Here is a 21902-nt window from a genome sequence, read left to right as displayed (position 1 = left end):
TTTTCCGCGTATTTTCAAAGGGCAAGCCTCCCCATTTGTATGGCGTTTTCAAGCCGTTCGCGGGGCGCAATAAGCTCACTGACCGAACCGATTAGGAACTGGACAAGGCATGCTCGAAAAGCACCGCGAGAGTGAGGTTCATGTCGACAAGGTCGAGCAGGGGCCCACGTCCTCCATCGCCTTCGGGCTGGAGCGCATCGGGCTGGTCGCGGTCCGGGCGCCGATCGTCTCCTGCGTCATCCTGCTCGCGCTGATCGTCGGCGCCATCTTCGGGATCGAGCGGATCAAGATCGACGATTCGCTATCACAGCTCTTCCGCTCCAATTCCCGTGAATTCCACCAGTACGAAGAGGTGACGAAGAAGTTCCCGGCGGAAGAATTCGACGTTCTCGTCGTGGTCGAGGGCAAGAACCTGCTGGCGCGCAACAACCTCGAGAAGCTGCGCGACTTCGTCACCGATCTGCAACTGGTCGAGGGCACCCGCGGCCTGGTCTCGCTGTTCTCCGCGCGCCAGGCGCCGGCGCCCGGCAAGCTGCCGGCGGCGTTGTTCCCGAGCGAGCTGCCCGAGGGCGCGGCCTATGACAAGTTCATCGAGACCGTCAAATCCAACGAGATCATCCGCGGCAAGCTGCTGTCGGAGGACGGCACGCTCGCGCTGATCGTGCTCTCGCTCGATCCGGAGGTGGTCGCCTCCAGCAAGCTCACCAAGACCGTGGGCGACATTCGCGCGTTGATGAAGGAGGATCTCGGCGACACCGGGCTCAGCGTGCAGCTCTCCGGCGTGCCGGTGATGCAGCTCGAGATCCGCAACGCCGTCGAGCGCGACGGCCTCACCTACAACATCCTCGGCATCCTCGCCGGTTGCATCATCGCCATCATCTTCTTCCGGAAAATCTCCTTCATGGTGGTGGCGGCGTTCCCGCCGATGATCGCGATCCTGCTGGCGCTCGGCGCGCTCGGCTGGGCCAATTTCAATCTCAACATGTTCCTGAACGTGATGACGCCGCTCATCATGGTCATCAGCTTCTCGGACTCGATGCAGCTTACCTTCGCCGCACGCGACCGGCTGATTGCGGGGCAGGACAAGTTCACCGCGTTCAAGAACGCGGTGCTCGTGGTCGGCCCGGCCTGCGTGCTGACGCACGGCACCGCCGGCATTTCCTTCATCGCGCTGCAGTTCTCCGATTCCGACCTGATCCGCAAGTTTGGCGAGGCGGGCCTGGCCGCCACCATCATCGCGCTGGTCGCGGTGTTGTCGCTGGTGCCCGTGTTCGGCGTGCTGTTGGTGCGCAACGAGAATGTCTTTGCGACCAAGTTCCAGAGCGCGGATGCCGGCGTCCAGGCGCTGCGCAATTTCTGCTACTGGATCGCGGTGCGCATGGTGGGCCGCCCCGGCCTGTTCAGCCTGATCGCGGTGGTGTTCGTCGCCAGCCTCGGCGTCGTCTACGCCCATCTTCAGCCGCGCTATCGGCTTGCCGACCAGGTGCCGGACAAGCGCCAGGCCGTGGCCGCGAGCAACCGGCTCGACGCCAAATTGACCGGCGCCAATCCGGTCAACGTCCTGATCCAGTTCCCGAAGGGTGAATCGCTCTACTCTCCGGAGACCCTGCAAACCATCGCGGACGTTCACGCGACCGTGGAGAAGACCGCCGGCGTCGGCAACGTCTGGTCGGTCGAAACCCTGCGCCGCTGGCTTGCGGAAAAGGCCGGCAGCGGCGACGTCGCGACGCTGAAGGAATATGTCAACCTCATTCCGGAGCATCTGGTGCGGCGCTTCATCGATGCCGACCAGGATGCCGTCGTGGTCGCAGGCCGCGTGCCGGATATCGACTCCAGCCAGCTGTTGCCGGTGGTGGACAAGCTCGATGCCGAGCTCGATGCCGTTCGCAAGAAACATCCCGGCTATGAAGTCGCGGTCACCGGTCTGGCGGCCATTGCCGCGCGCAATTCGGCCGGCATGATCGAAAAGCTCAACCGCGGCCTCACCGTCGAATTCGCGCTGGTCGCGATCTTCATCGGGCTGGCCTTCCGGTCCTGGGTCGTGATGTTCGCGTGTATCCTGCCGGGCATCTTCCCGGTGGTGATGTCGGGGACGGTGCTGTGGGCGATGGGCGAGGGGCTGCAATTCGCCAGCGTCGTGGCGCTGACCGTTTCGTTCGGCCTCGGCCTGAGCGCGACCATCCACTTCCTCAACCGCCTCAGGCTGGAGAGCAAGCCCGGCGTCGGCTCGGCGCTCGCGGTGGAGCGTGCGACCGTGCTGGTCGGCCCGGCGTTGATCCTGACCACGCTGGTGCTGGCCTGCGGCCTCGTGGTCACCGTGTTCTCCAGACCTGCCTTCGCTTCGGCTGTTCGGTTGGCTCAGTGCCTTCTCGATGGTGGCGGCGCTCGTCGCCGACCTCTTCATCCTGCGCCCGACGGCGATGTGGCTGATCAACCTGCACGCCAGGCTTCAGGGCCCGGACAAGCCCGCGATCTGAGCGGGGCGGCTTAAGCCGCCTCGTTCCTCACGCCTCGACGTGGACGATCCCGTAGGGATTGAATTTGAAGTCGTCCTCGGCGTAGTCCGATTGGCGTGAGAGGCTGAGCCTGCGATCAGCGAGCGTCGCATCGATGCCGCGCTCGCTCATTGCGCCGGCGATCTCGTCGATCAGACGCGCCGCATCGCGGTCGCTGCCGCGGGATTTTGCGACATAGATCTCCGGAAGTCCGACGAGATGAAAGCCGACGCTTTCGTGGTAGGCCGCGCCGTCGACCGGACGCTTGGCAAAGGCGAGGCGGCAGGTCCGACTCATGGCGGCCGTCACGGCGAGGCCGTGGTTCGTCGTCGCCGCTGCCTTGCATTCGCCGGCGAGTTGGATCCATCGCTTCAATCCGTGGGCAACGCCGGCGCTTTCGCCTTTCACGGCGGTGGCGCCGGCCTCGATCATCTCTTCGACGATGCGCAGGGCCGCCGCCGAATAGGCGACCGCCTTGTGCTGCTCCATCGGCGGGCTCAGCACGTAGAGCACAGCCTTGTGGTTGGCGACGGCTGCTTCGTCGGCGGCGGACCACGCATTGGGAATCACGCGATCCCAGCAGACCGCGAACGATCGCTCCATGTGCGGATCGGGTTGGGCTTGCGAATAAGTGCGGTCGATCTCGAAGCCGAAATCGGCGATCGTCCTTGCGACCGCCTTTGACGGTTGCAGCAGGCCTTCATCCTTGCCGAGGAAGCAGAGTACGTGGCGCGGCTTCACCGACGAAGGCTGCATGTCGGCTTCTCGTTGCGAATGTTGATCGTTGGCCCAGGCGCGATTGGCCGCGAACAGCCCGAATCCCCAAAGCAGATGTCTTCGAGATCTGGTCCATGTCAGCAAAAAGCCCCCGGCTCGCGAGAACCGGGGGCCATGATCCCTTCCGGTCGGGAACGGCCTCAGCTCTTCGTCATGGTGATGTTGACGCCGCGGATCTCGCCCTTGGAGGAGATCTGCACCGTCTGCTTGGTGCCGTTGGTGCGCAGCGTCAGGTTGGCGGCAAAGCCGTTGGCCTCGACGAACACGTCGATCTGGCCGCCGCCGGCGGTGCCCTGGAGATTGCCGAAGATGTTGCGACTGGCCTCGCTCCAATTGCCGGAGATGCGGTCGCCCTGGCTGGTCACGTCGCTGGTGAGGTCGAACTTGTAGCTGTCGGACGCGCAGTGCAGGGCCTGCTTCAGGTTAAGGCCGGTGCCGCCGACCTTGTAGTCGGCCTTGCAGCGGATGTGCTCGGTGGAGCCGTCGGACAGCGCCACCGTGCCGGTGCCGGTCCACGCACCGTCGAAACCGGCAAACGGTCCGGACGACTGAGCCTGGCTTGCCGCCACCGAGAACAGCAGCGTAGCCCCAATGCCGGCCGCCTTGATCGCCTGTCCGGATCGCCCAAAAAATATCATCATGAATATCCCGTTTTGGAACGACGTCCGCCTAATGTCAGGACGTCTCGCCACATCGAAAGTTTAGTGTTCCGAGCCTGAGTCAGGTTCAAAGCCTCGCCGTCCACGATGTCGGGCACGCAAAGCGCTCTCGCGACCGTCAGCCCCCGGATTTCCTCGTGTTTCCGCGTGTTTCTGGCGGAAACGGCGGGTCGGACAGATGCAGCTCTGCAACAGCTGCCGAGTAAAACGCGAGGTGCCGGGATTATGTCGTCGTATCAACCGCTTACATCTGCCAAATGAAGCTCGGGGGAAGCCCTGATTTGGTAGAGGTGGTGCCAATTTGGCCGCATTTACCAGCGCTTGTGCCACCTCCGGTGCCGCTGTTTCCGCGGCAACTTGCCATCAGAACAATCCGATCCCGTCGTCCGCCTTGTGCTGTCCCGGATCGGTGCGATTCTGCCGTCAGAATGAAGGAATACAATGCGTAAGCTTCTCGTCGCTCTCACCCTGCTGTCGGCATCCCTTTCTACGGCTGCATTCGCCCAGCAGGGGCGTGGCACGGATTCTGAGCAGAAGGCCTGCACGCGCGATGTGCAGAAGTTCTGCCGTCCGGTCATCGACCAGGGCGATTTCACTGTCCTGGCCTGCCTCAAGGAGAACCGGGCCAAGATCTCGCAGGCCTGCGACCAGGTCCTGAAGAACCACAACCAGTAAGCTCGGCCGCTGGCCGACAAAAGCGGGTCCGGGGTCACCTTTTCAGGCCCGGATCCGCCAGGGGCAGCTATCGTGCGACAGGATTGGTTTTGCGGCCGTATTCCCCTATATGGGGGCCGCGGCGGGCACTGCCAACGCGAGCCCGTGCGGGCCAAAAAGCCTTCCTGTCCAAACGATTGTTGACCAGCCCTCGATGACCTCTGCGAGCGAATTGCGATCCGGCAAGGGTGAGCGCGACGAGAATTTTCCCGTCGCGTCCTGGATCATTCATCCGCGTCATCGCGCGCTGATCCTGGCCTATTACAATTTCGTCCGCACCGCCGACGATATCGCCGACCACGCGACCTTGCCGCCCGATGAGAAGCTCGCTTACCTCGACCTGTTCGAGGCGGAACTGCTCGGCAAGGGCGACACCCAGGCCGAAGCGGTCACCTTGCGGCGTGCGCTCGCCGAGCGCGGCATGGCGCCGCGCCATGCGCTCGACGTGCTGGTCGCGTTCCGCATGGACGTGACCAAGCTGCGCTACGAGACCTGGGAAGAGGTGATCCACTATTGCCGCTATTCGGCGATGCCGGTCGGCCGCTTCATGCTCGACGTCCATGGCGAGAGCACCTCGACCTGGGCCGCCTCGGATGCGCTTTGCGCGGGCCTCCAGATCAACAACCACCTCCAGGATTGCGGCAAGGATTTTCGCGAGCTCAATCGCGTCTATCTGCCGCGTGACGCGCTGGCCGCGAGCGGCGCCTCGGTCGAGCAGCTCGGGCTGGCCTCCTCGCCGCCGGCGATGCTGGCCTGCCTTCAGGCGCTCGCCGCGCGCAACGAAGCCCTGCTCGAGCAGGGCAAGTCGTTGAGCGCGGAGATCCGGGATGTCCGTCTCGGCATCGATGTCGCGGTGATCCAGGCCTATGCCGATCAAATCGTGCGCCTGTTGAAGGTGCGCGATCCCCTGCGCGAGCGGGTGCATCTCAACAAGTTCGAGCTGCTCACCTTCAGCGTCGCCGGGATGATCGGCGAGCTTGGCCGCCGCGCCATCGGCCGCAAGGCCATCTCCAGACCGGGGACTGCGCATGACGCTTGAGGCGACCACGCCCGGCGCCAATTATGGCTCGACCGCATCCGGCAGCTCCTTCTATGCCGCGATGCGCATCCTGCCGCGCGCCCAGCGCGAGGCGATGTTCCAGATCTACAGCTTCTGCCGCCAGGTCGACGACATCGCCGATTCCGACGGCCCGCGCGACGAGCGGCTCGCCGCGCTCCAGGTGTGGCGCAACGACATCGATGCGCTCTATCAGGGCCATCCGCCGGAGCGCCTGAAGGACTATGTCAGCTCCGTCAAGACGTTCGGGTTGAAGCGCGAGGATTTCCTCGCGATCGTCGACGGCATGGAGATGGATGTGCCGCAGGACATCCGCGCGCCCGACATGGCGACACTGGATCTTTATTGCGATCGTGTCGCGAGCGCGGTGGGGCGGCTGTCGGTGCGGGTGTTCGGCCTGCCCGAGGAGGACGGCATCCTGCTTGCCTATCATCTCGGCCGCGCGCTGCAGCTCACCAACATCCTGCGCGACATCGACGAGGACGCCGGCCTCGGCCGGCTCTACCTGCCGCGCGAGGCGCTGCTGCATGCCGGCATCACCTCGAACGATCCGAACCGCGTGATCGCCGAGCGGGCGCTGCCGAAGGTGTGCCTGCCGCTGGCGCAGCGCGCGAAAGCGCATTTCGAGCAGTCGGACGAGATCATGAATCGCAACAGGCGCCGCGCCGTACGTGCGCCGCGGATCATGTCGAAATACTATCATGCCATTCTGGACCTCCTGATCGCGCGCGGCTTCAGCGCGCCGCGCGAGCCGGTGCGTGTGTCCAAGGTCACACGCTTCGCGATCCTGTTCCGCTACGCTTTCTTCTGATGCAAAACACAGCTCATATCATCGGCGCCGGAATTTCCGGCCTCTCCGCCGCCGTGCGGCTCGCCAATGCCGGCTTCAAAGTCGCCGTGCACGAGGCGACGCAGCAGGCCGGCGGCCGCTGCCGTTCCTATTTCGACGGCGCCACCAATCTGACCATCGACAACGGCAATCATTTGCTGCTGTCGGGCAACAGCCACGCACGCGCCTATGCGCGCTCGATCGGCACCGAGGCGGGGCTGGTCGGGCCTGAGCGTGCGCAGTTTCCGTTCGTCGACATCAAGACCGGGCAGCGCTGGCAGATCGATCTCGGCGATGGCCGGCTGCCGACCTGGGTGCTCGACGAGAGCCGTCGCGTCCCCGACACCGGCTTGACGGACTACCTCAAGCTGGCGCCGCTGATCTGGGCGTCGGAGCAGACGCTGGTCGGCAAGTCGATTCCCTGCGAGGGCACGCTGTATCACCGCTTGGTGCAGCCGCTGCTGCTCGCAGCGCTCAACGTCGATCCGCCCGAGGGATCGGCCGGCCTTGCCGGTGCGATCGTGCGCGAGACGCTGCTGGCGGGCGGCCAGGCCTGTCGTCCGCTAATCGCGCGCGACGGCCTTAGCGCCGTGCTGATCGAGCCCGCGGTGAAATTCCTCGCCGAGCGCGGCCACTCCGTGCTGCTCGGCCATGAGCTGCGCTCCTTTGTCAGCAATGATGGCAAGGTCGGCGCGCTGAATTTTGGCGGCGACGACGTGATCCAGCTCGGTGCAGGCGATATGGTCGTGATGGCGGTGCCGCCGCGCTCCGCCGCGAGCCTGTTGCCGGGCCTGAAGACGCCGACTGAATTCCGTGCCATCGTCAACGCGCATTTCCGCATTGAGCCGCCGCCGGGCTCCGCGCCGATCCTGGGCGTGATCGGCGGGACGGTTGAATGGCTGTTCGCGTTTCCGAACCGGCTGTCGGTGACCATCAGCAATGGCGATCGCCTGGTCGACATGCCGCGCGAGGAGCTCGCGCAGGCGATCTGGAACGACGTCTGCACGGCAGGCGGCGTCTCGGGCGAGCTGCCCCCGTGGCAGATCGTGCGCGAGCGCCGCGCCACGTTTGCCGCTACGCCCGCGCAGAATGCCTTGCGTCCGGGGCCGGTCACCACGCTGAAAAACCTGTTTCTCGCCGGCGATTGGACTGCTACGGGATTGCCTGCAACGATCGAGGGATCGGTCCGGTCCGGTGATCGCGCCGCCGATCTGGTTTTGGCCGCGAAAGGATCCTGACAAGCGGCCCCGACGGGCATTTGTGCCGGTCAATTGCAATCAACTATCGGAGTAATCGAGCGAGATGGATTCCGTGAACGCGACTGCCCGCGAAGCTTTGGAATCGAGCATTGCGTCAGCCACGCAAGGCGTCCTCGGCTTTCAGCAATCCGACGGCCATTGGGTGTTCGAGCTCGAGGCCGACTGCACCATTCCGGCCGAATACGTCCTGCTGCGCCACTATCTGGCCGAGCCGGTCGATGCCGTGCTCGAAGCCAAGATCGCCAATTATCTCCGCCGCGTTCAGGGTGCGCACGGCGGCTGGCCGCTGGTGCATGACGGCGCGTTCGACATGAGCGCCAGCGTGAAGGCCTATTTCGCGCTCAAGATGATCGGCGACTCCGTCGATGCGCCGCACATGGTGCGCGCGCGGAGGCGATCCACGCCCACGGCGGCGCCATCAACAGCAACGTCTTCACGCGTTTCCTGCTCGCAAGCTTCGGCGTCACCACCTGGCGCGCGGTGCCGGTGCTGCCGATCGAGATCGTGCTGCTGCCGTTCTGGTCGCCGTTCCATCTCAACAAGATCTCTTACTGGGCGCGCACCACCATGGTGCCGCTGATGGTGATCGCCGCGCTGAAGCCGCTGGCCAAGAATCCGAAGGGCGTCGGCATCGACGAGCTGTTCCTGCAGGATCCGCGCTCGATCGGCATGACCGCGAAGGCGCCGCACCAGAGCATGGCGTGGTTCGTGCTGTTCCGCGCGCTGGACGGCATCCTGCGGGTGATCGAGCCGATGTTTCCGAACAGCCTGCGCAAGCGCGCCATCGATGCTGCGCTCGCCTTCATCGAGCCGCGGCTCAACGGCGATGACGGCATGGGCGCGATTTATCCGCCGATGGCCAACATCGTCATGATGTACGACGCGCTCGGCAAGGACGAGAATTATCCGCCGCGCGCGGTGACGCGGCGAGGCATCGACAAGCTTCTGGTGATCGGCGAGGAGGAGGCCTATTGCCAGCCCTGCGTCTCGCCGGTGTGGGATACGACGCTGACGGCGCATGCGCTGATCGAGGCCGGCAACGCGCAGGCCGTGCCGGCCGCCAAGCGCGGCCTCGACTGGCTGATCCCGAAGCAGGAGCTCGAGGTCAAGGGCGACTGGGCCGTGAAACGGCCCGACGTGCGCCCGGGTGGCTGGGCCTTCCAGTACAACAACGCCTATTATCCCGATCTCGACGATACCGCGGTGGTGGTGATGTCGATGGACCGCATGCGCCGGGAGCACGGCGCGACCAACTATGATCTGGCGATCGAGCGGGCCCGGGAATGGATCGAGGGCATGCAGAGCGACGACGGCGGCTGGGCTGCCTTCGACGTCAACAATCTCGAATATTACCTGAACAACATTCCGTTCTCCGACCATGGCGCGCTGCTCGATCCGCCGACCGAGGACGTCACCGCCCGCTGCGTCTCGATGCTCGCGCAGCTTGGCGAGACCGCGCAGACCAGCAAGCACGTTGCCGACGGGATCGCCTATTTGCGCAAGACCCAGCACCCGGAGGGCTCCTGGTACGGCCGCTGGGGCATGAACTTCATCTATGGAACCTGGTCGGTGCTCTGCGCCCTGAATATGGCCGGGGTTCCCCACACCGATCCGATGATGCGCAGGGCGGCGGCCTGGCTCGCCTCGATCCAGAACAAGGACGGCGGCTGGGGCGAGGACGCCGTCAGCTACCGGCTGGACTACAAGGGCTGGGAGCCGGCGCCTTCGACCGCCTCGCAAACGGCATGGGCTTTGCTTGCCTTGATGGCCGCAGGCGAGGTTGATCACCCGGCCGTCGCCCGCGGCGTGGAGTACCTGATTGCAACACAGAACGAAAAAGGCCTGTGGGACGAGCAGCGCTACACCGCGACAGGCTTCCCCCGGGTGTTCTATCTGCGGTATCACGGTTACCCGAAGTTCTTTCCGCTGTGGGCGTTGGCGCGGTATCGGAACTTGCGGGACACCAACAGCAGGGTGGTAGGGGTCGGAATGTGACTTTGGGGACGGGGGACTATTTGACCGTGGGCAATGCCATTGACCCGCGGCCGGTATTGATCGTGACCGGACTGGTTCAGGAGGCCCGCATCGCGGCCGGGCCCGGAATGGCGGTGATCTGCTCGTCCAGCAGCCCGACCCAGTTGCGGGCGCTTCTGACCGTGGTGGATCCCGAGACGATTCGCGGCGTCATCTCGTTCGGCGTGGCCGGCGGGCTCGACCCGACGCTGCGCTCCGGCGACGTCGTGGTCGCGACCGAGGTGCTCGCCGGCGATGCCCGCTGGGCCGCCGGCCTGTCGCTCGGCGACGACCTCATCGACAAGCTGACCTCCGGGCGCCGCCGCGTGGTGCGCGGCAGCCTCGCCGGCGCCGAAGAGGTGGTCACCGGCAGCACCGGCAAGGCCGCGCTGCATTCGGAAACCGGAGCCTCGGCCGTCGACATGGAGAGCCACATCGCGGCCGCCTACGCCAGTGAAGCCGGCTTGCCGTTCGCCGCGGTCCGCGTCATCAGCGACCCCGCCCATCGTGCGCTGCCCGCGCTCGCCCGTTCCGCGATCAAGCCGAACGGCCAGATCGACCTCGCCGCCGTCCTGCGCGGCATCGTGCGCAATCCGACTGCGCTGCATGGACTGGTCTCGACCGGCCTCGACTTCAACCGCGCGCTGCGTTCTTTGCGCGGCTGCCGCGACTTTTTGATCGGGACGGAGCTTGGGGACAGCGAAGCGCTGGTGGCGGAGACGGTTTGAGTCGGGGACGGAGAGCTGACCAACAAAAGGCCCGGTCGCGATTGCGGTCGGGCCTTTTTCTTTTGATGTCGGTAGTCTCGTAGGATGGGTTGAGCCCTTGCGAAACCCATCTCTTCCCGATCACCGCTCTCCGTAATCGCGGCCATCATCCGACTGATCGCTCGCCCAATCGGCTGGATAATTGCCAAGCTCCACGTGACGATGAAACGAGGACGGAGCCCAGTCGCGTACTCGGGCGACGAGCCCGTGCTTGACCGGATTGATATGAACATAGTGATGCCCCGTTCACCTTTGGCTGAACGGCTTTGCGATATCCTTTCGTTCCGCGCCAGACGGCGCGAAAAAGTTGGACTTGATCAACTGGCAGCGCATTGCAAAATCGGCGTCACCTTCGGGCAACGTCCATACGGTGTGAAGATGATCCGGCAACACCACGATGGCATCGATCGTGAATGGATGGAGCTGGCGCGTCTCACGAAACGCCGTGCGCAATAGCTCGACATGATCCGTGAGCAACGATAGCTTTCGGTCCGTCGGATTAAACGGTGAAAGAAGTAACATACACCCGGAACGAAGTTCCGACGGTACGCGGTCGCGGCGCAACGTTTATCACGAAACAAGTGCGATGGGTTTCGCAAGGGCTCAACCCATCCTACGGGCTAAATCTGATCCTGGCCTCACCGGTAAGGCGGCATTCCCGACTGCGGTGGACGACGGCGATATTTTGGTCATGGGAATCTGTGCTCCGATACGAAAAAACCCGCGGCGGATTGCTCCGCGCGGGTGTTACGAACTTTCGATGTTGCCATTCTGCCAGTGTTTTGCCCGACGTGTCAAAGGCGGACGCGCGCATCCGCTTCGCGTCGCCCGCCGAGGCGCGTTAGTCCAATGATTTCAGTGTCCCGGCTACTGTGCATGGGGTTGTTTTTCACCTTTTGCGGCAGGAGCAGATCGAGGGAGCGAGCGCGGCCCGCGCACTCCCTCTATTCTCCGCCAGGGGCTTGAGCTGAACAAAAGAACAGGCCCGGTCGCGATGGCGACCGGGCCTGTTTCGTTGGTAGCTGCGTGCGCGCTTACGCGGCAGTCGAAGCCTTCGGCGCGGCCTTCGCCTGCGCAGCCAGCGCCTCGTCCTTGCGGATCTCCGACAGGTGCTTCTGCACTTCCGCCGAGAAGATGTACTGCGCTGGACGCTGCTTGCTCATGTCGATCTCGGGTGCCATCGGGCCCGTGGTGCGGATGCCGCGCAGCGACACCCACATCGCCTTCAGCGGGTTGTTCAGCGCAGCGGTCGCCGCCGTCGGCTCGTAGCCGCAATGCGCCATGCAGTCGGCGCACTTCTCGTACTTGCCGGTGCCGTAGGTCTCCCAGTCGGTGGTGTCCATCAGCTCCTTGAAGGTTTTTGCGTAGCCTTCACCGAGCAGGTAGCAGGGCTTCTGCCAGCCGAAGATGTTGCGCGCGGGCATGCCCCACGGCGTGCACTCGTATTGCTGGTTGCCGGCGAGGAAGTCGAGGAACAGGCCGGAATGCATGAAATTCCACTTCTTGCCCTTGCCCATCGCGAAGACGTCGCGGAACAGCTTCTTGGTCTTGGTGCGGTTAAGGAAGTGCTCCTGGTCCGGCGCGCGCTCATAGGCGTAGCCCGGCGACATCGAGACGCCGACGCCGAGCTCGACGGTGAGGTCGAGGAACTTTGCGATCTCCTCGGCCGGATGGCCGTCGAAGATGGTGGCGTTGACGTTGACGGTGAAGCCGCGCGCCTTGGCCGCCTTGATCGCGGAGACGGCGCGGTCGAACACGCCCTTCTGCGACACCGCCTTGTCGTGATGCTCCTTCAGGCCGTCGAGATGGACGGAGAAGAACAGGTAGGGCGAGGGCTCGAACAGATCGAGCTTCTTCTCGAGCAGCAGCGCGTTGGTGCAGAGCGAGACGAACTTCTTGCGGGCGACCAGGCCGCGCACGATCTCGCCGATCTCCTTGTGGATCAGCGGCTCGCCGCCGGGGATCGCCACCATCGGGGCGCCGCACTCGTCAGCCGCGTCCCAGCACTCCTGCGCGGTCATGCGGCGGTTGAGGATCGCATCGGGATAATCGATCTTGCCGCAGCCGACGCAGGCGAGGTTGCAGCGGAACAGGGGCTCCAGCATCAGCACGAGAGGATAGCGTTTGCGGCCAAGCAGTTTCTGCTTGAGCAAATAACCGCCGATACGCAGTTCCTTGAAGAAGGGGATAGCCATTACACGTTTCTTTCTGGGCTTTGAAATTCGGATAGGTCAGCTCGCAGCCAGTTCGGCCGGAAGCCGGAATTCGATGTTTTCCTCGCGGCCGGGGAGCACCGAAACCGTCACCGGTCCGATCCGCCGCAGCGCTTCGATCACGTCATCCACCAGCACCTCGGGCGCCGAGGCGCCGGCCGTAAGGCCGACGGTCCTGGCACCTTTCAACCACTCCGGATTGAGCTCGCGGCCATCGGCGATCAGATAACTCGCGACGCCGGCCTCGGTGCCGATTTCGCGGAGCCTGTTCGAGTTCGAGCTATTGGCAGCGCCCACCACCAAGATCACGTCGACCAGCTTGCTCAGGTCCCTTACCGCAGATTGGCGGTTCTGTGTCGCATAGCAGATATCCCGGATGTCGGGGCCTTGAATATCTGTAAATCTGGCCTGAAGGGCCCCGATGACGTCCCGGGTGTCGTCGACCGACAGCGTGGTCTGGGTGATGTAGGCCACTGGCGTATCTACCGGCAATGTCAGGGCGTTAACCTCCTCGACGCTCTGGACCAGCAGCACGGGGCCGGGAACCTGGCCCATGGTGCCCTCGACCTCGGGGTGGCCGGCATGGCCGATCAGGACCAGGGTACGGCCCTTGGTGATGTAGCGCTTCCCCTGATTGTGAACCTTCGTGACCAGCGGGCAGGTGGCATTGAGCACCGGAAGGTCGCGGGCGGCGGCCTCTTCCTCGACGCGACGGGCCACGCCATGGGCGCTGAAGACGGTCACGGCCTTCGGCGGAACCTCGGACAGCTCCTCGACGAAGATCGCGCCCTTGTTCTTGAGGCTCTCGACCACGTACTTGTTGTGCACGATCTCGTGGCGCACGTAGACCGGCGGGCCGTACTTCTCCAGGGCCCGTTCCACGATCTCGATCGCACGCACCACGCCCGCGCAAAAGCCGCGCGGCTGCGCTAGATAAACCTCCATCGGACGTCCATCAGGCAAGTTGCACCAATCCCGCTCAATTGTGCCCGGCGGCACCTAGATACTGCCCGCACTGCAATATCCGCACCATTGCTCTCGCGACCGCGGTAACGCCCCACCGAGGCCCCCGCGCATGCTGGGCCTTTGTGTCAAAAAATCGGCAATAAGGGAAGGTGGGGAACCCTGGGTTCCCGGCAACGCTCATCCCAATGGGACCGCCGCGGTACTATAATGCAGCGGTTGGCGTCGGCAAGATCGCACCCTTTGTGCTCACCGCTTCGCCACTTTACCGCCTCAACTCCCCGGCTATACCGGCCGCCCCGGATGATTTTGCCATCGTCTCCCGGCGTTGACGTCGAACCTTGTTCCCGCCGGAACCACTCAAAACAGCAATAGGTTTCGCCCCGGAACTCCGATACACAGCGGGCGTTTTCGGCAAGCTGTTAACACCAGAAAGAAAAGACGTGCTGCAAAGCGTAGTCGTAGTCATCGTCAGGGCCTGTACCCGGTTTGCCTCCCTCGTCGTCGTTCTCGGGCTCCTGCTGGCAGTCGGGGCGGGCTATTACACATCCCGGCACTTCGCCATCAACACCGACATCAATTCGCTGATTGCCCAAAATCTGGACTGGCGCCAGCGCGACCAGCAGTTTGATCGGGCCTTCGACCGCGACGCGACGATTCTCGCGGTGGTCGAGGCAAAGACGCCCGAGATGACGACTGCGGCGGCGGACGCGCTCTATGCCAAGCTGAAGGGCGACAAGACCAACTTCCAGTCGATTCAGCAGCTTGGTACCGGCGAGTTCTTCGAGAAGAACGGCCTGTTGTTCCTGCCGACCGAGGAAGTCGCCAAGATCACCAACCAGTTCGAATCCGCGGCCCCCCTGATCGAGATCATGGCCGGCGATCCCTCGATCCGCGGCCTGACCGGCGCGCTGGAGACCGGGCTTGCCGGCGTCAAGCGCGGCCAGGTCAAGCTCGACAACACCGAGCGGCCGTTCAACCAGATCGCCCAGACCGTCGAGACCGTGCTCAACAAGGGCAACGCGAGCTTCTCCTGGCGCGAGCTCGTCAGCGACCAGCCGCTGTCGGATTCGGACAAGCGCGCCTTCATCGAGTTCAAGCCGATCCTCGACTACAACGCGCTGGAGCCCGGCAAGGCCGCTACCGACGCGATCCGCAAGGCCGCCGCCGATCTGGATTTCCCGACCAAATACCAGGCGCGGGTGCGGCTGACCGGCCCTGTCCCGATCGCCAACGAGGAATACGCCACCGTCCAGGAAGGCGCCATCGTCAACGGCATCGGCACTGTGCTGGTCGTGCTGGTCATTCTGTGGCTGGCGCTGCATTCGGCGAAGATCATCTTCGCGGTGTTCGTCAATCTCTTCGTCGGCCTTGCGCTCACGACCGCGGCCGGCCTGATGATGGTGGGCTCGTTCAACCTGCTGTCGATCGCGTTCGCCGTGTTGTTCGTGGGACTGGGCGTCGATTTCGGCATCCAGTACAGCGTCCGCTACCGGTCGGAGCGCTACAAGCACGACGATCTCTCGGGCGCGCTTGTGCTTGCCGCGAAGCGCTCCGCGGTGCCGCTGTCGCTTGCTGCGATGGCGACCGCCGCCGGCTTCCTCTGCTTCCTGCCGACCGACTACAAGGGCATCTCCGAGCTCGGCCAGATCGCCGGCGTCGGCATGCTGGTGGCATTCTTCTCCAGCATCACCGTACTCCCGGCGATGCTGAAGCTGCTGAACCCGCCCGGCGAGGTGGAGCCGGTCGGCTATGCCTTCCTGGCGCCGCTCGATCGCTTCCTGGAGAAGCACCGCGTGCTGGTCGTGGGTGGCACGCTGCTGCTGGCGCTCGCCGGCCTGCCGCTGCTCTATTTCTTGAAGTTCGACTTCAACCCGATGAACCTGCGCAACCCCAAGGCGGAATCGATCGCGACCTTCCTCGATCTGCGCAAGGATCCCAACACCGGCGCCAATGCCATCAACGTGATGACCACGTCCGAGGAGCAGGCGAAGCAGGTCGAGGCCAGGCTGGAGAAGGTGCCGGAAGTGCTGCGGGTGATGTCGCTCGACAGCTTCGTGCCGGAGGACCAGCAACCAAAGCTGAAGCTGATTGCGCAGGGTGCCAAGATACTGAACCCCGCACTCAACCCGGATCAGATCGACGTGGCGCCATCCGACCAGGAAAACGTCGAGGCGCTGAAATCCTCGGTCGACAATCTGCGCAGGACCGCCGGTGATGGCAAGGGCCCGGGCGCAGTCGCCTCGCGCCGGCTCGCCGACGCACTCGAGAAGCTCGCCAATGCCGACGAGGCCACGCGTAACAAGGCGCAAGATGTCTTCGTCACGCCGATGAAGATCGTGTTCGATCAGCTCCGGAAGGCGATGCAGGCCGAGCCGGTCACTTTGAAGTCATTGCCGCCCGACCTCGTGAACGCCTGGAAGAGCAAAGACGGCATCATCCGCGTCGAGGCGCAGCCCAAGGGTGATCCCAATGATAACGATACGCTGCGCAAGTTCGCCGCAGCGGTGCTTGCCGCCGAGCCGACTGCGATCGGCGGACCGGTTTCGATCCTGAAGTCCGGCGACACGGTGGTGAACGCCTTCATTCATGCCGGCATCTACGCGCTGCTGGTGATCGGCCTGTTGCTGTGGGCCACGTTGCGGCGGATCACCGACGTGCTGATGACGCTGGTACCGCTTCTGGTTGCGGGCGCGGTGACGCTCGAGATCTGCGTGCTGATCGGCCTGCCGCTCAACTTCGCCAACATCGTCGCCTTCCCGCTGCTGCTGGGCGTCGGCGTCGCCTTCAAGATCTATTATGTCGTGGCCTGGCGCTCCGGCAGGACAAACCTGCTTCAGACCAGCCTGACCCGCGCGATCTTTTTCAGCGCAATGACGACGGCGACCGCGTTCGGCAGCCTGTGGCTGTCGAGCCATCCCGGCACGTCCAGCATGGGCAAGCTGCTGGCGCTGTCGCTGGTGACGACGCTCGCCGCTGTGCTGCTGTTCCAGCCGGCTCTAATGGGCAAACCCCGCAATCTCAGGGAGTAGGCAGATGTCGCCGACGGGGTCGGCGGCAGTCTTCTGACCGGGCTTGGCCGCGGCAGCGGTTTTCTGAGCTCCGGTCGCCGGAGCTGCGGACCCGGTCGGGGCGGCCTTGGACGCCGTGCCGGTGGTTTTTGGCATACCCTTGGCCATGGCATTGGCAGGGCTCGAGGGGATCGGCGGCCCGACTCGGGTCCAGGTCTCCCCGCCGCACAGGAAGCCCATCACGCAGCCCTTGATCTCGAGCTGGTCGGTTCCAGCCGGGGTGATGGTCGCGCTGTAGAGCTGCCCGTCCTTCGCGTTGTAGACTTGTCCTTCCCATTGATCGACGCCGGGCTTCTTCTTCATGTCGATCAGGGTGGCCATGCCCAGCGTCGGCCTGTTCTTTTTTGACACATCCGGGTTGTTCTCGTCTCGGCCGCCGGGCTGCTTTTCCCAGGAAACGGCGCCCCACATGCTGCCGCCGCACTGCGCGACGCGAATGTTCGCGACGCCATCGGCGACCCGCCAGTCGCCGGTCGGATCGGCTGCGAGCGCGGGAGTGAGGCAGGTGTAACCACCAGCCAGTATAATTCCGGTGTAAATGGCCAAACGCATGAGTGTTCCTTGGCAGTGCAACATGGTCTAAAGCTGTGCTTGCGAAGATGGTCCGAAAAAGGGCAAAAGGCCGCACAGATCCTTTTCTGTTTACTGACCGTTTTCAGTTGACGAAGCGGCCCTCAACCGAAGTATGTAGCGGATGAACAGTCCAAATCCAGACATGTCTCAGCTATTCGCGGACCGCCAGGCCCAGCGTAGCTCCCTGCATAATCGTTATTTGAACGAGCAGTTCGTCCGGGTTCTCAAGACCATCGGCTACGATGTCGGCTTCCAGAAGGGGCAGGGGCAGTACCTTTTCGATCGCGACGGCGCGCGCTATCTCGACCTTTTGTCCGGTTTTGGCGTGTTCGCGATCGGGCGCAATCATCCGGTGATGCGCGACGCCCTGAAAAGCGTGCTCGATGCCGATCTGCCCAACCTGGTCCAGTTCGACGTCTCGGTGCTCGCCGGCGTGCTCGCCGAGCGGCTTTTGAAATATGTTCCCTATCTCGACAAGGTGTTCTTCGCCAATTCCGGCGCCGAATGCGTCGAGGCGGCAATCAAGTTCGCGCGCGGCGCGACCGGCCGCCCGGGTATCGTCTATTGCGCCCACGGCTATCATGGCCTGACCTATGGCGCGCTGTCGCTGACGGGCGATTCGAACTTCCGCACCGGCTTCGAGCCGCTGCTGCCGGGGTGCACCTCGGTCCCGTTCAACGATCTCGCCGCGCTCGAAAAAGCGCTGGCCTCGCGCGAGGTCGCAGCCTTCGTCGTCGAACCGATTCAGGGCAAGGGCGTCAACATGCCCTCCGACGAGTTCCTGCCGGGGGCGGCTGCGCTCTGCAAGAAGTACGGCACGCTGTTCGTTGCTGACGAGATCCAGACCGGCATGGGCCGCACCGGCCGCTTCCTCGCGGTCGAGCACTGGAACGTCGAGCCCGACATGGTGCTGCTGTCGAAGTCGCTGTCGGGCGGCCACGTGCCGGTCGGCGCCGTGCTGACGCGCAAGAGCATCTTCGACAAAATTTTCAACCAGATGGACCGCGCGGTGGTGCACGGTTCGACGTTCTCCAAGAACGATCTCGCGATGGCCGCGGGCATTGCCACGCTTGATGTCATGGAATCCGAGAAGCTGATCGAGTCCGCCGCGAAGCGCGGCGCCGAGCTTCGACTCGCGCTGACGCGCATGGTGCCCGGCTACGAACTGTTGAAGGAAGTGCGCGGCAAGGGCCTAATGATCGGCATCGAGTTCGGCCCGCCGAAATCGCTGCGTCTGCGGGCCTCCTGGAACGTGCTGGAGGCCGCCAACAAGGGCCTGTTCTGCCAGCTGATCACCGTGCCGCTATTCAAGGACCACAAGGTCCTGACCCAGGTGGCAGGCCATGGCAGCCACACCATCAAGCTGTTGCCGCCGCTCACCATCACCGAAGAAGACTGCAACTGGATCGAGCGCGCCTTCGACGACGTCATCGCCGGCAGCCACAAGGTCCCGGGCGCGATCTGGTCGCTCGGCAAGACGCTGGTGGACAACGCGGTGCGGCGGTCGGCGTAATCACTTGCTGAGACGCTTCGGCAATCGTCGCTTCGCTCCTCGCAATGACGGTGTGGGGTTAGCGTCTACCCCTCCGTATTCGCCTTCATCGCCGCCTCGAACTTGTCGACGAACTCGGCGAGCTCGTCGCCGCCGATGTCGCTGACGGCCCAGAAATTCAGGCCGCGCTCGCCCCAGCGGCGGCAGTTGAAGCCCTGCATGGTCTGCGTCTTCGGCGGCCGATGCTCGGTGCTCGCGGTCTGCGACACGAACAGATTGATGATGTGCTGCCGGCGCCGGTAGACCACCGCACCGATCGCGCGTGCATCGACATAGTCGAGCCGGCCGCCGACCAGCGTGAAGCCTTGCGCGGTGAGATCGATCACGGGCGGGGCGACGTCGAGCTTGCCGTTGAACCACGGTTTCACGGTGTGCTGATCGGTCGAGACCACGTCGATGAGGTGGCCCGCCTGAAGCGAGCGCAGATGGGCGGAGACGACTTCCGAGAGGATGCGTTGCTGGTCGTCCTGGCGCAGCACGACAGCAACGACGCCGGAGGCGGCGAGCGCGGAGACCGCAGACCCCATCGCGAAGCCGCGCAGCACGGAGCGGCGGCTGGGCTGGCGCTGTGGTTGCGGCAGCGACGCCTCGATGCGGGCGCGCAGGCCCACCGGTGCCGTATAGCGCAGCTTGGAATCGGCAAGCATACGCTGCATTTCGCGTTGTGCAGCGAACTCGGCCGTGCAGGACGCGCAGTTTGCAATGTGTGCCTCGACCTCGCGCGCGTGTCCGGCATCGAGCTCGTTGTCGAGCAGGGCGTGAAGCAGGATCTTTGCTTCGTCGCAGGTCATTTCGAGTGCTCCTCTTCCGCCATCCAGGCTGCGCGCAGCATCGCGCGCGCGCGTGCGAGGCGGGACATCACGGTGCCGACGGGGGCGCCGACGGCCTCGGCTATTTCACGGTAGGACAGGTTGTTGATCTCCCGCAGCACGAAGGTTTCCCTGAACGGTTCGGCGAGCGCGTCGATCAGCTTGCGAATGGCCCCGGCGTCGCGGCTGCGCAGCACTTCGGTTTCCGGGCTCGCCTCGGTCTCCTGCCAGATCGGGGTCTGGTCGGCCGTGCCGGGCGTGTCCTCGATTCCGGCGTGCGAATGCGCGCGTCTTGCATATTCGGCGTTACAGACATTGCGCAGGATCGCGAACAGCCACGGCTTCATCGCGGGGCCGCGATAGCTGTCAAAGTGCTTCAGTGCGCGCAAATAGCACTCCTGCACCGCATCCTCGGCATCGGAGGCGTCGCGCAGCAGATAGCGTGCGAGCGTGTAGACGTCGTCGAGATAGGGCAACGCCGCCTCGCGGAAGCGCTGTGCCTTCTGAAAATCGTCGCTGACGGGCATCGCCTCTCGCTTTGCCTCTTGCTGCGTTTCGTACTGGGTCTCTTCCTTCGCAGCGTCTTTGGATTGGAGCGAAGCCGCGCGAGCCCGGCCGGGGTGGGACCACCGGCCGGGCAGAATAGAGATGCCTTGGTTCGAGACGTTACTCAACCTTGATCATCCCCGTCATGTGCGGGTGCAGCGAACAAAAATACTTGTAGTCGCCCGCATTGGTGAAGGTGAACGAGAACTTGTCGTCGGTATCCAGGGTCTTGGACCTGAACTTGCCGGCCGATACCACGGTATGGGGAATGTCGTCCCGGTTGGTCCAGGTCACCGTCGTGCCGACCTTGATCTTGAGCTCGGCCGGCTGGAAGACGAAATTGTCGATATGGATTTCCATATTGTCGTCGGCACGGGCATTTGTGACGGGCAGCAGGATAGCCGCGGCCAAAGCGAGGCCGAAGTCGACGGCGAAGTCGCGGCGATTGAGTCTCTTCATTGTCAGCTTCCGTTCGAACTTGGATCAACCCTGGAGCGGCGTGTCGATGATGGCGAGCCGCTGCTCGTTCTGCTTGAAGTTGACGCTGGCGACCCCGAGCATCGATCGGAGCTTGGCGTCCTCGACCTTCATTGGTCCGGGCGAGGGCGCGGCGCCCGGCGCCGGTTGCGGGAAGGCGGTGGAGCGCGCGGTGTGGAAGGTGACGTTGCCCTCGACCTTCTGCATCACCTGGTGAATGTGGCCGTTCAGCACGGTGACCGAGCCAAAGCCCTTGACGTATTCGAGCGCGCGGCCGCCGTCCTCGGTGCCCCAGCCCCATTCCGGATAGACGGTCCAGAGCGGGATGTGCGCAAACAATACGACAGGCGTGGATTTCGACTTGCCGCGGAGATCGTCCTCGAGCCAGGCAAGCTGCTCGGCGCCGAGATTGCCGAGACCGCCGGCCTTGAGGTCGACGACGTTGACCAGTCCGATGAAGTGCACACCGCCGGCGTCGAAGGAGTACCAGCCCGCACCCTTGGTGCCGCGGCCGTAGCGCTCGCGATAGAACTTCACCTCTTCGTCGAGGAAATCATGCTCGCCGGGGACGTAGTGCACGTCCAGCTTGGACTGCGAGATGATCCGGTCGGCATTGTCGAACTCAGCGGCCTTGGACAGATGGGTGATGTCGCCGGTATGGATCATGAACGACGGCTTGGCCGGCATTGCATTGATCTTGTTGACGGCCTCCTCAAGCGTGCCCAGCGCGTTGGGGTTAGCCGGCTTGTCGAAGCCGACATGGCTGTCGCTGATCTGGAGGAAGGTCATGCCGGGCGCGGCCGCGGTGGCGGCTTGCGCAGAATCGATGAGGCCGAGCGAGCGCGGCACGCCGCCCGTGACGGTCCAGAGCACCCCGGTGCCGGCCCAGGTCATGCATTCGAGCACCTTGCGGCGGCTGACGCCGTCTTCGCCGTGATCGTGTCCGCTCATCGCGCATCTCCTCCGGCCCGGAATTGGGCGTCGGGGAAGTGACCGGGGGAGCGGCGGGTTTATTCCCGGATGCGATGACGATTTCGTGAGCCGGCTGGATGCGCAGCCCGTATGGAGCGTAGCGGAATACGGGATCTATCGTGCGTCCTCTCCCGGATTTCGCCACGCCCGCCCGGG

The 21902-nt window shown here is 64.1% G+C and carries 17 protein-coding genes and 2 pseudogenes; 10 read left to right on the top strand and 9 right to left on the bottom strand.

The features are described from left to right. Positions 1 to 109: 109 nt before the first annotated feature. A pseudogene (locus AB8Z38_RS11945) lies at positions 110 to 2477 on the top strand (RND family transporter). 27 nt (positions 2478 to 2504) lie between these two features. On the opposite strand, the gene AB8Z38_RS11940 reads toward AB8Z38_RS11945, so the two are convergent. Together AB8Z38_RS11940 and AB8Z38_RS11935 are read right to left on the bottom strand one after the other, a co-directional pair. Next, positions 2505 to 3251 carry a hypothetical protein gene (locus AB8Z38_RS11940; RefSeq protein WP_369725257.1) on the bottom strand — a complete coding sequence of 249 codons (747 nt, stop codon included), beginning with the start codon at positions 3249 to 3251 and terminating at the stop codon, positions 2505 to 2507. Positions 3252 to 3412: 161 nt separating this feature from the next. Further along, entirely contained in the window at positions 3413 to 3910 is a 498-nt protein-coding gene (locus AB8Z38_RS11935) for a hypothetical protein (RefSeq protein ID WP_369726477.1), read from the bottom strand. A gap of 462 nt (positions 3911 to 4372) precedes the next feature. On the opposite strand from AB8Z38_RS11935, the gene AB8Z38_RS11930 reads away from it, so the two are divergent. The 7 genes and pseudogenes from AB8Z38_RS11930 (at position 4373) to AB8Z38_RS11900 (ending at position 11026) form a co-directional block, all read left to right on the top strand. Then, positions 4373 to 4606, top strand: coding sequence for a hypothetical protein (locus tag AB8Z38_RS11930; RefSeq protein ID WP_148743383.1), 234 nt, complete (start codon positions 4373 to 4375; stop codon positions 4604 to 4606). Between the two features lie 193 nt (positions 4607 to 4799). Further along, positions 4800 to 5684, top strand: a complete 885-nt coding sequence (gene hpnC / locus AB8Z38_RS11925) for a squalene synthase HpnC (protein WP_369725255.1) — start codon at positions 4800 to 4802, stop codon at positions 5682 to 5684. Further along, on the top strand, positions 5674 to 6513 hold the full coding sequence (hpnD, locus tag AB8Z38_RS11920) for a presqualene diphosphate synthase HpnD (protein WP_369725253.1): 840 nt from the start codon (positions 5674 to 5676) through the stop codon (positions 6511 to 6513). The genes hpnC and hpnD overlap by 11 nt, the downstream gene beginning before the upstream one ends. Beyond that, positions 6513 to 7769: a hydroxysqualene dehydroxylase HpnE gene (gene hpnE, locus AB8Z38_RS11915; protein WP_369725252.1), complete on the top strand. Its 1257-nt coding sequence runs from the start codon at positions 6513 to 6515 to the stop codon at positions 7767 to 7769. Before hpnD ends, hpnE begins: the two co-directional genes overlap by 1 nt. Before the next feature lie 64 nt (positions 7770 to 7833). Further along, a pseudogene (gene shc / locus AB8Z38_RS11910) lies at positions 7834 to 9785 on the top strand (squalene--hopene cyclase). Beyond that, positions 9782 to 10531: a phosphorylase gene (locus AB8Z38_RS11905; RefSeq protein WP_369725251.1), complete on the top strand. Its 750-nt coding sequence runs from the start codon at positions 9782 to 9784 to the stop codon at positions 10529 to 10531. The pseudogene shc and the gene AB8Z38_RS11905 overlap by 4 nt, the downstream one beginning before the upstream one ends. Before the next feature lie 246 nt (positions 10532 to 10777). Further along, positions 10778 to 11026, top strand: coding sequence for a hypothetical protein (locus tag AB8Z38_RS11900; RefSeq protein WP_369725249.1), 249 nt, complete (start codon positions 10778 to 10780; stop codon positions 11024 to 11026). Between the two features lie 578 nt (positions 11027 to 11604). On the opposite strand, the gene hpnH is transcribed toward AB8Z38_RS11900, so the two are convergent. Continuing rightward, entirely contained in the window at positions 11605 to 12765 is a 1161-nt protein-coding gene (hpnH, locus tag AB8Z38_RS11895; RefSeq protein WP_369725247.1) for an adenosyl-hopene transferase HpnH, read from the bottom strand. A 36-nt stretch (positions 12766 to 12801) separates the two neighbouring features. Next, complete coding sequence (gene ispH, locus AB8Z38_RS11890; protein ID WP_369725245.1) at positions 12802 to 13728, bottom strand: 4-hydroxy-3-methylbut-2-enyl diphosphate reductase; 927 nt, start codon at positions 13726 to 13728, stop codon at positions 12802 to 12804. Positions 13729 to 14189: 461 nt separating this feature from the next. Between ispH and AB8Z38_RS11885 the strand changes: the two genes are divergently transcribed. After that, positions 14190 to 16778: an MMPL family transporter gene (locus AB8Z38_RS11885; RefSeq protein ID WP_369725244.1), complete on the top strand. Its 2589-nt coding sequence runs from the start codon at positions 14190 to 14192 to the stop codon at positions 16776 to 16778. On the opposite strand, the gene AB8Z38_RS11880 is transcribed toward AB8Z38_RS11885, so the two are convergent. Continuing rightward, complete coding sequence (locus tag AB8Z38_RS11880) at positions 16746 to 17369, bottom strand: DUF2147 domain-containing protein (RefSeq protein WP_369725242.1); 624 nt, start codon at positions 17367 to 17369, stop codon at positions 16746 to 16748. The genes AB8Z38_RS11885 and AB8Z38_RS11880 overlap by 33 nt on opposite strands. A gap of 142 nt (positions 17370 to 17511) precedes the next feature. On the opposite strand from AB8Z38_RS11880, the gene hpnO reads away from it, so the two are divergent. Next, complete coding sequence (gene hpnO, locus AB8Z38_RS11875) at positions 17512 to 18903, top strand: aminobacteriohopanetriol synthase HpnO (RefSeq protein ID WP_369725241.1); 1392 nt, start codon at positions 17512 to 17514, stop codon at positions 18901 to 18903. 65 nt (positions 18904 to 18968) lie between these two features. Here the strand turns inward: hpnO and AB8Z38_RS11870 are convergent, their stop codons facing one another. From AB8Z38_RS11870 to AB8Z38_RS11855, 4 genes are all read right to left on the bottom strand, one after another. Beyond that, positions 18969 to 19733, bottom strand: a complete 765-nt coding sequence (locus AB8Z38_RS11870; RefSeq protein ID WP_369725240.1) for an anti-sigma factor — start codon at positions 19731 to 19733, stop codon at positions 18969 to 18971. Beyond that, positions 19730 to 20278 (bottom strand): sigma-70 family RNA polymerase sigma factor, encoded by a 549-nt coding sequence (locus AB8Z38_RS11865; RefSeq protein WP_369725238.1) that lies wholly within the window; start codon positions 20276 to 20278, stop codon positions 19730 to 19732. Before AB8Z38_RS11865 ends, AB8Z38_RS11870 begins: the two co-directional genes overlap by 4 nt. Positions 20279 to 20417: 139 nt before the next feature. Next, the gene (locus tag AB8Z38_RS11860) at positions 20418 to 20756 is read right to left on the bottom strand and encodes a cupredoxin family copper-binding protein (RefSeq protein WP_369725237.1); all 339 of its coding nucleotides are present in this window, start codon (positions 20754 to 20756) and stop codon (positions 20418 to 20420) included. Between the two features lie 24 nt (positions 20757 to 20780). Next, positions 20781 to 21725, bottom strand: a complete 945-nt coding sequence (locus AB8Z38_RS11855; protein ID WP_369725236.1) for a metallophosphoesterase — start codon at positions 21723 to 21725, stop codon at positions 20781 to 20783. Positions 21726 to 21902 lie beyond the last annotated feature (177 nt).

Source organism: Bradyrhizobium sp. LLZ17, from assembly GCF_041200145.1.
Lineage (GTDB): Bacteria > Pseudomonadota > Alphaproteobacteria > Rhizobiales > Xanthobacteraceae > Bradyrhizobium.
The sequence above is the reverse complement of the archived record's forward strand: the minus strand, read 5'-3'. Positions and strand labels throughout refer to the sequence as shown.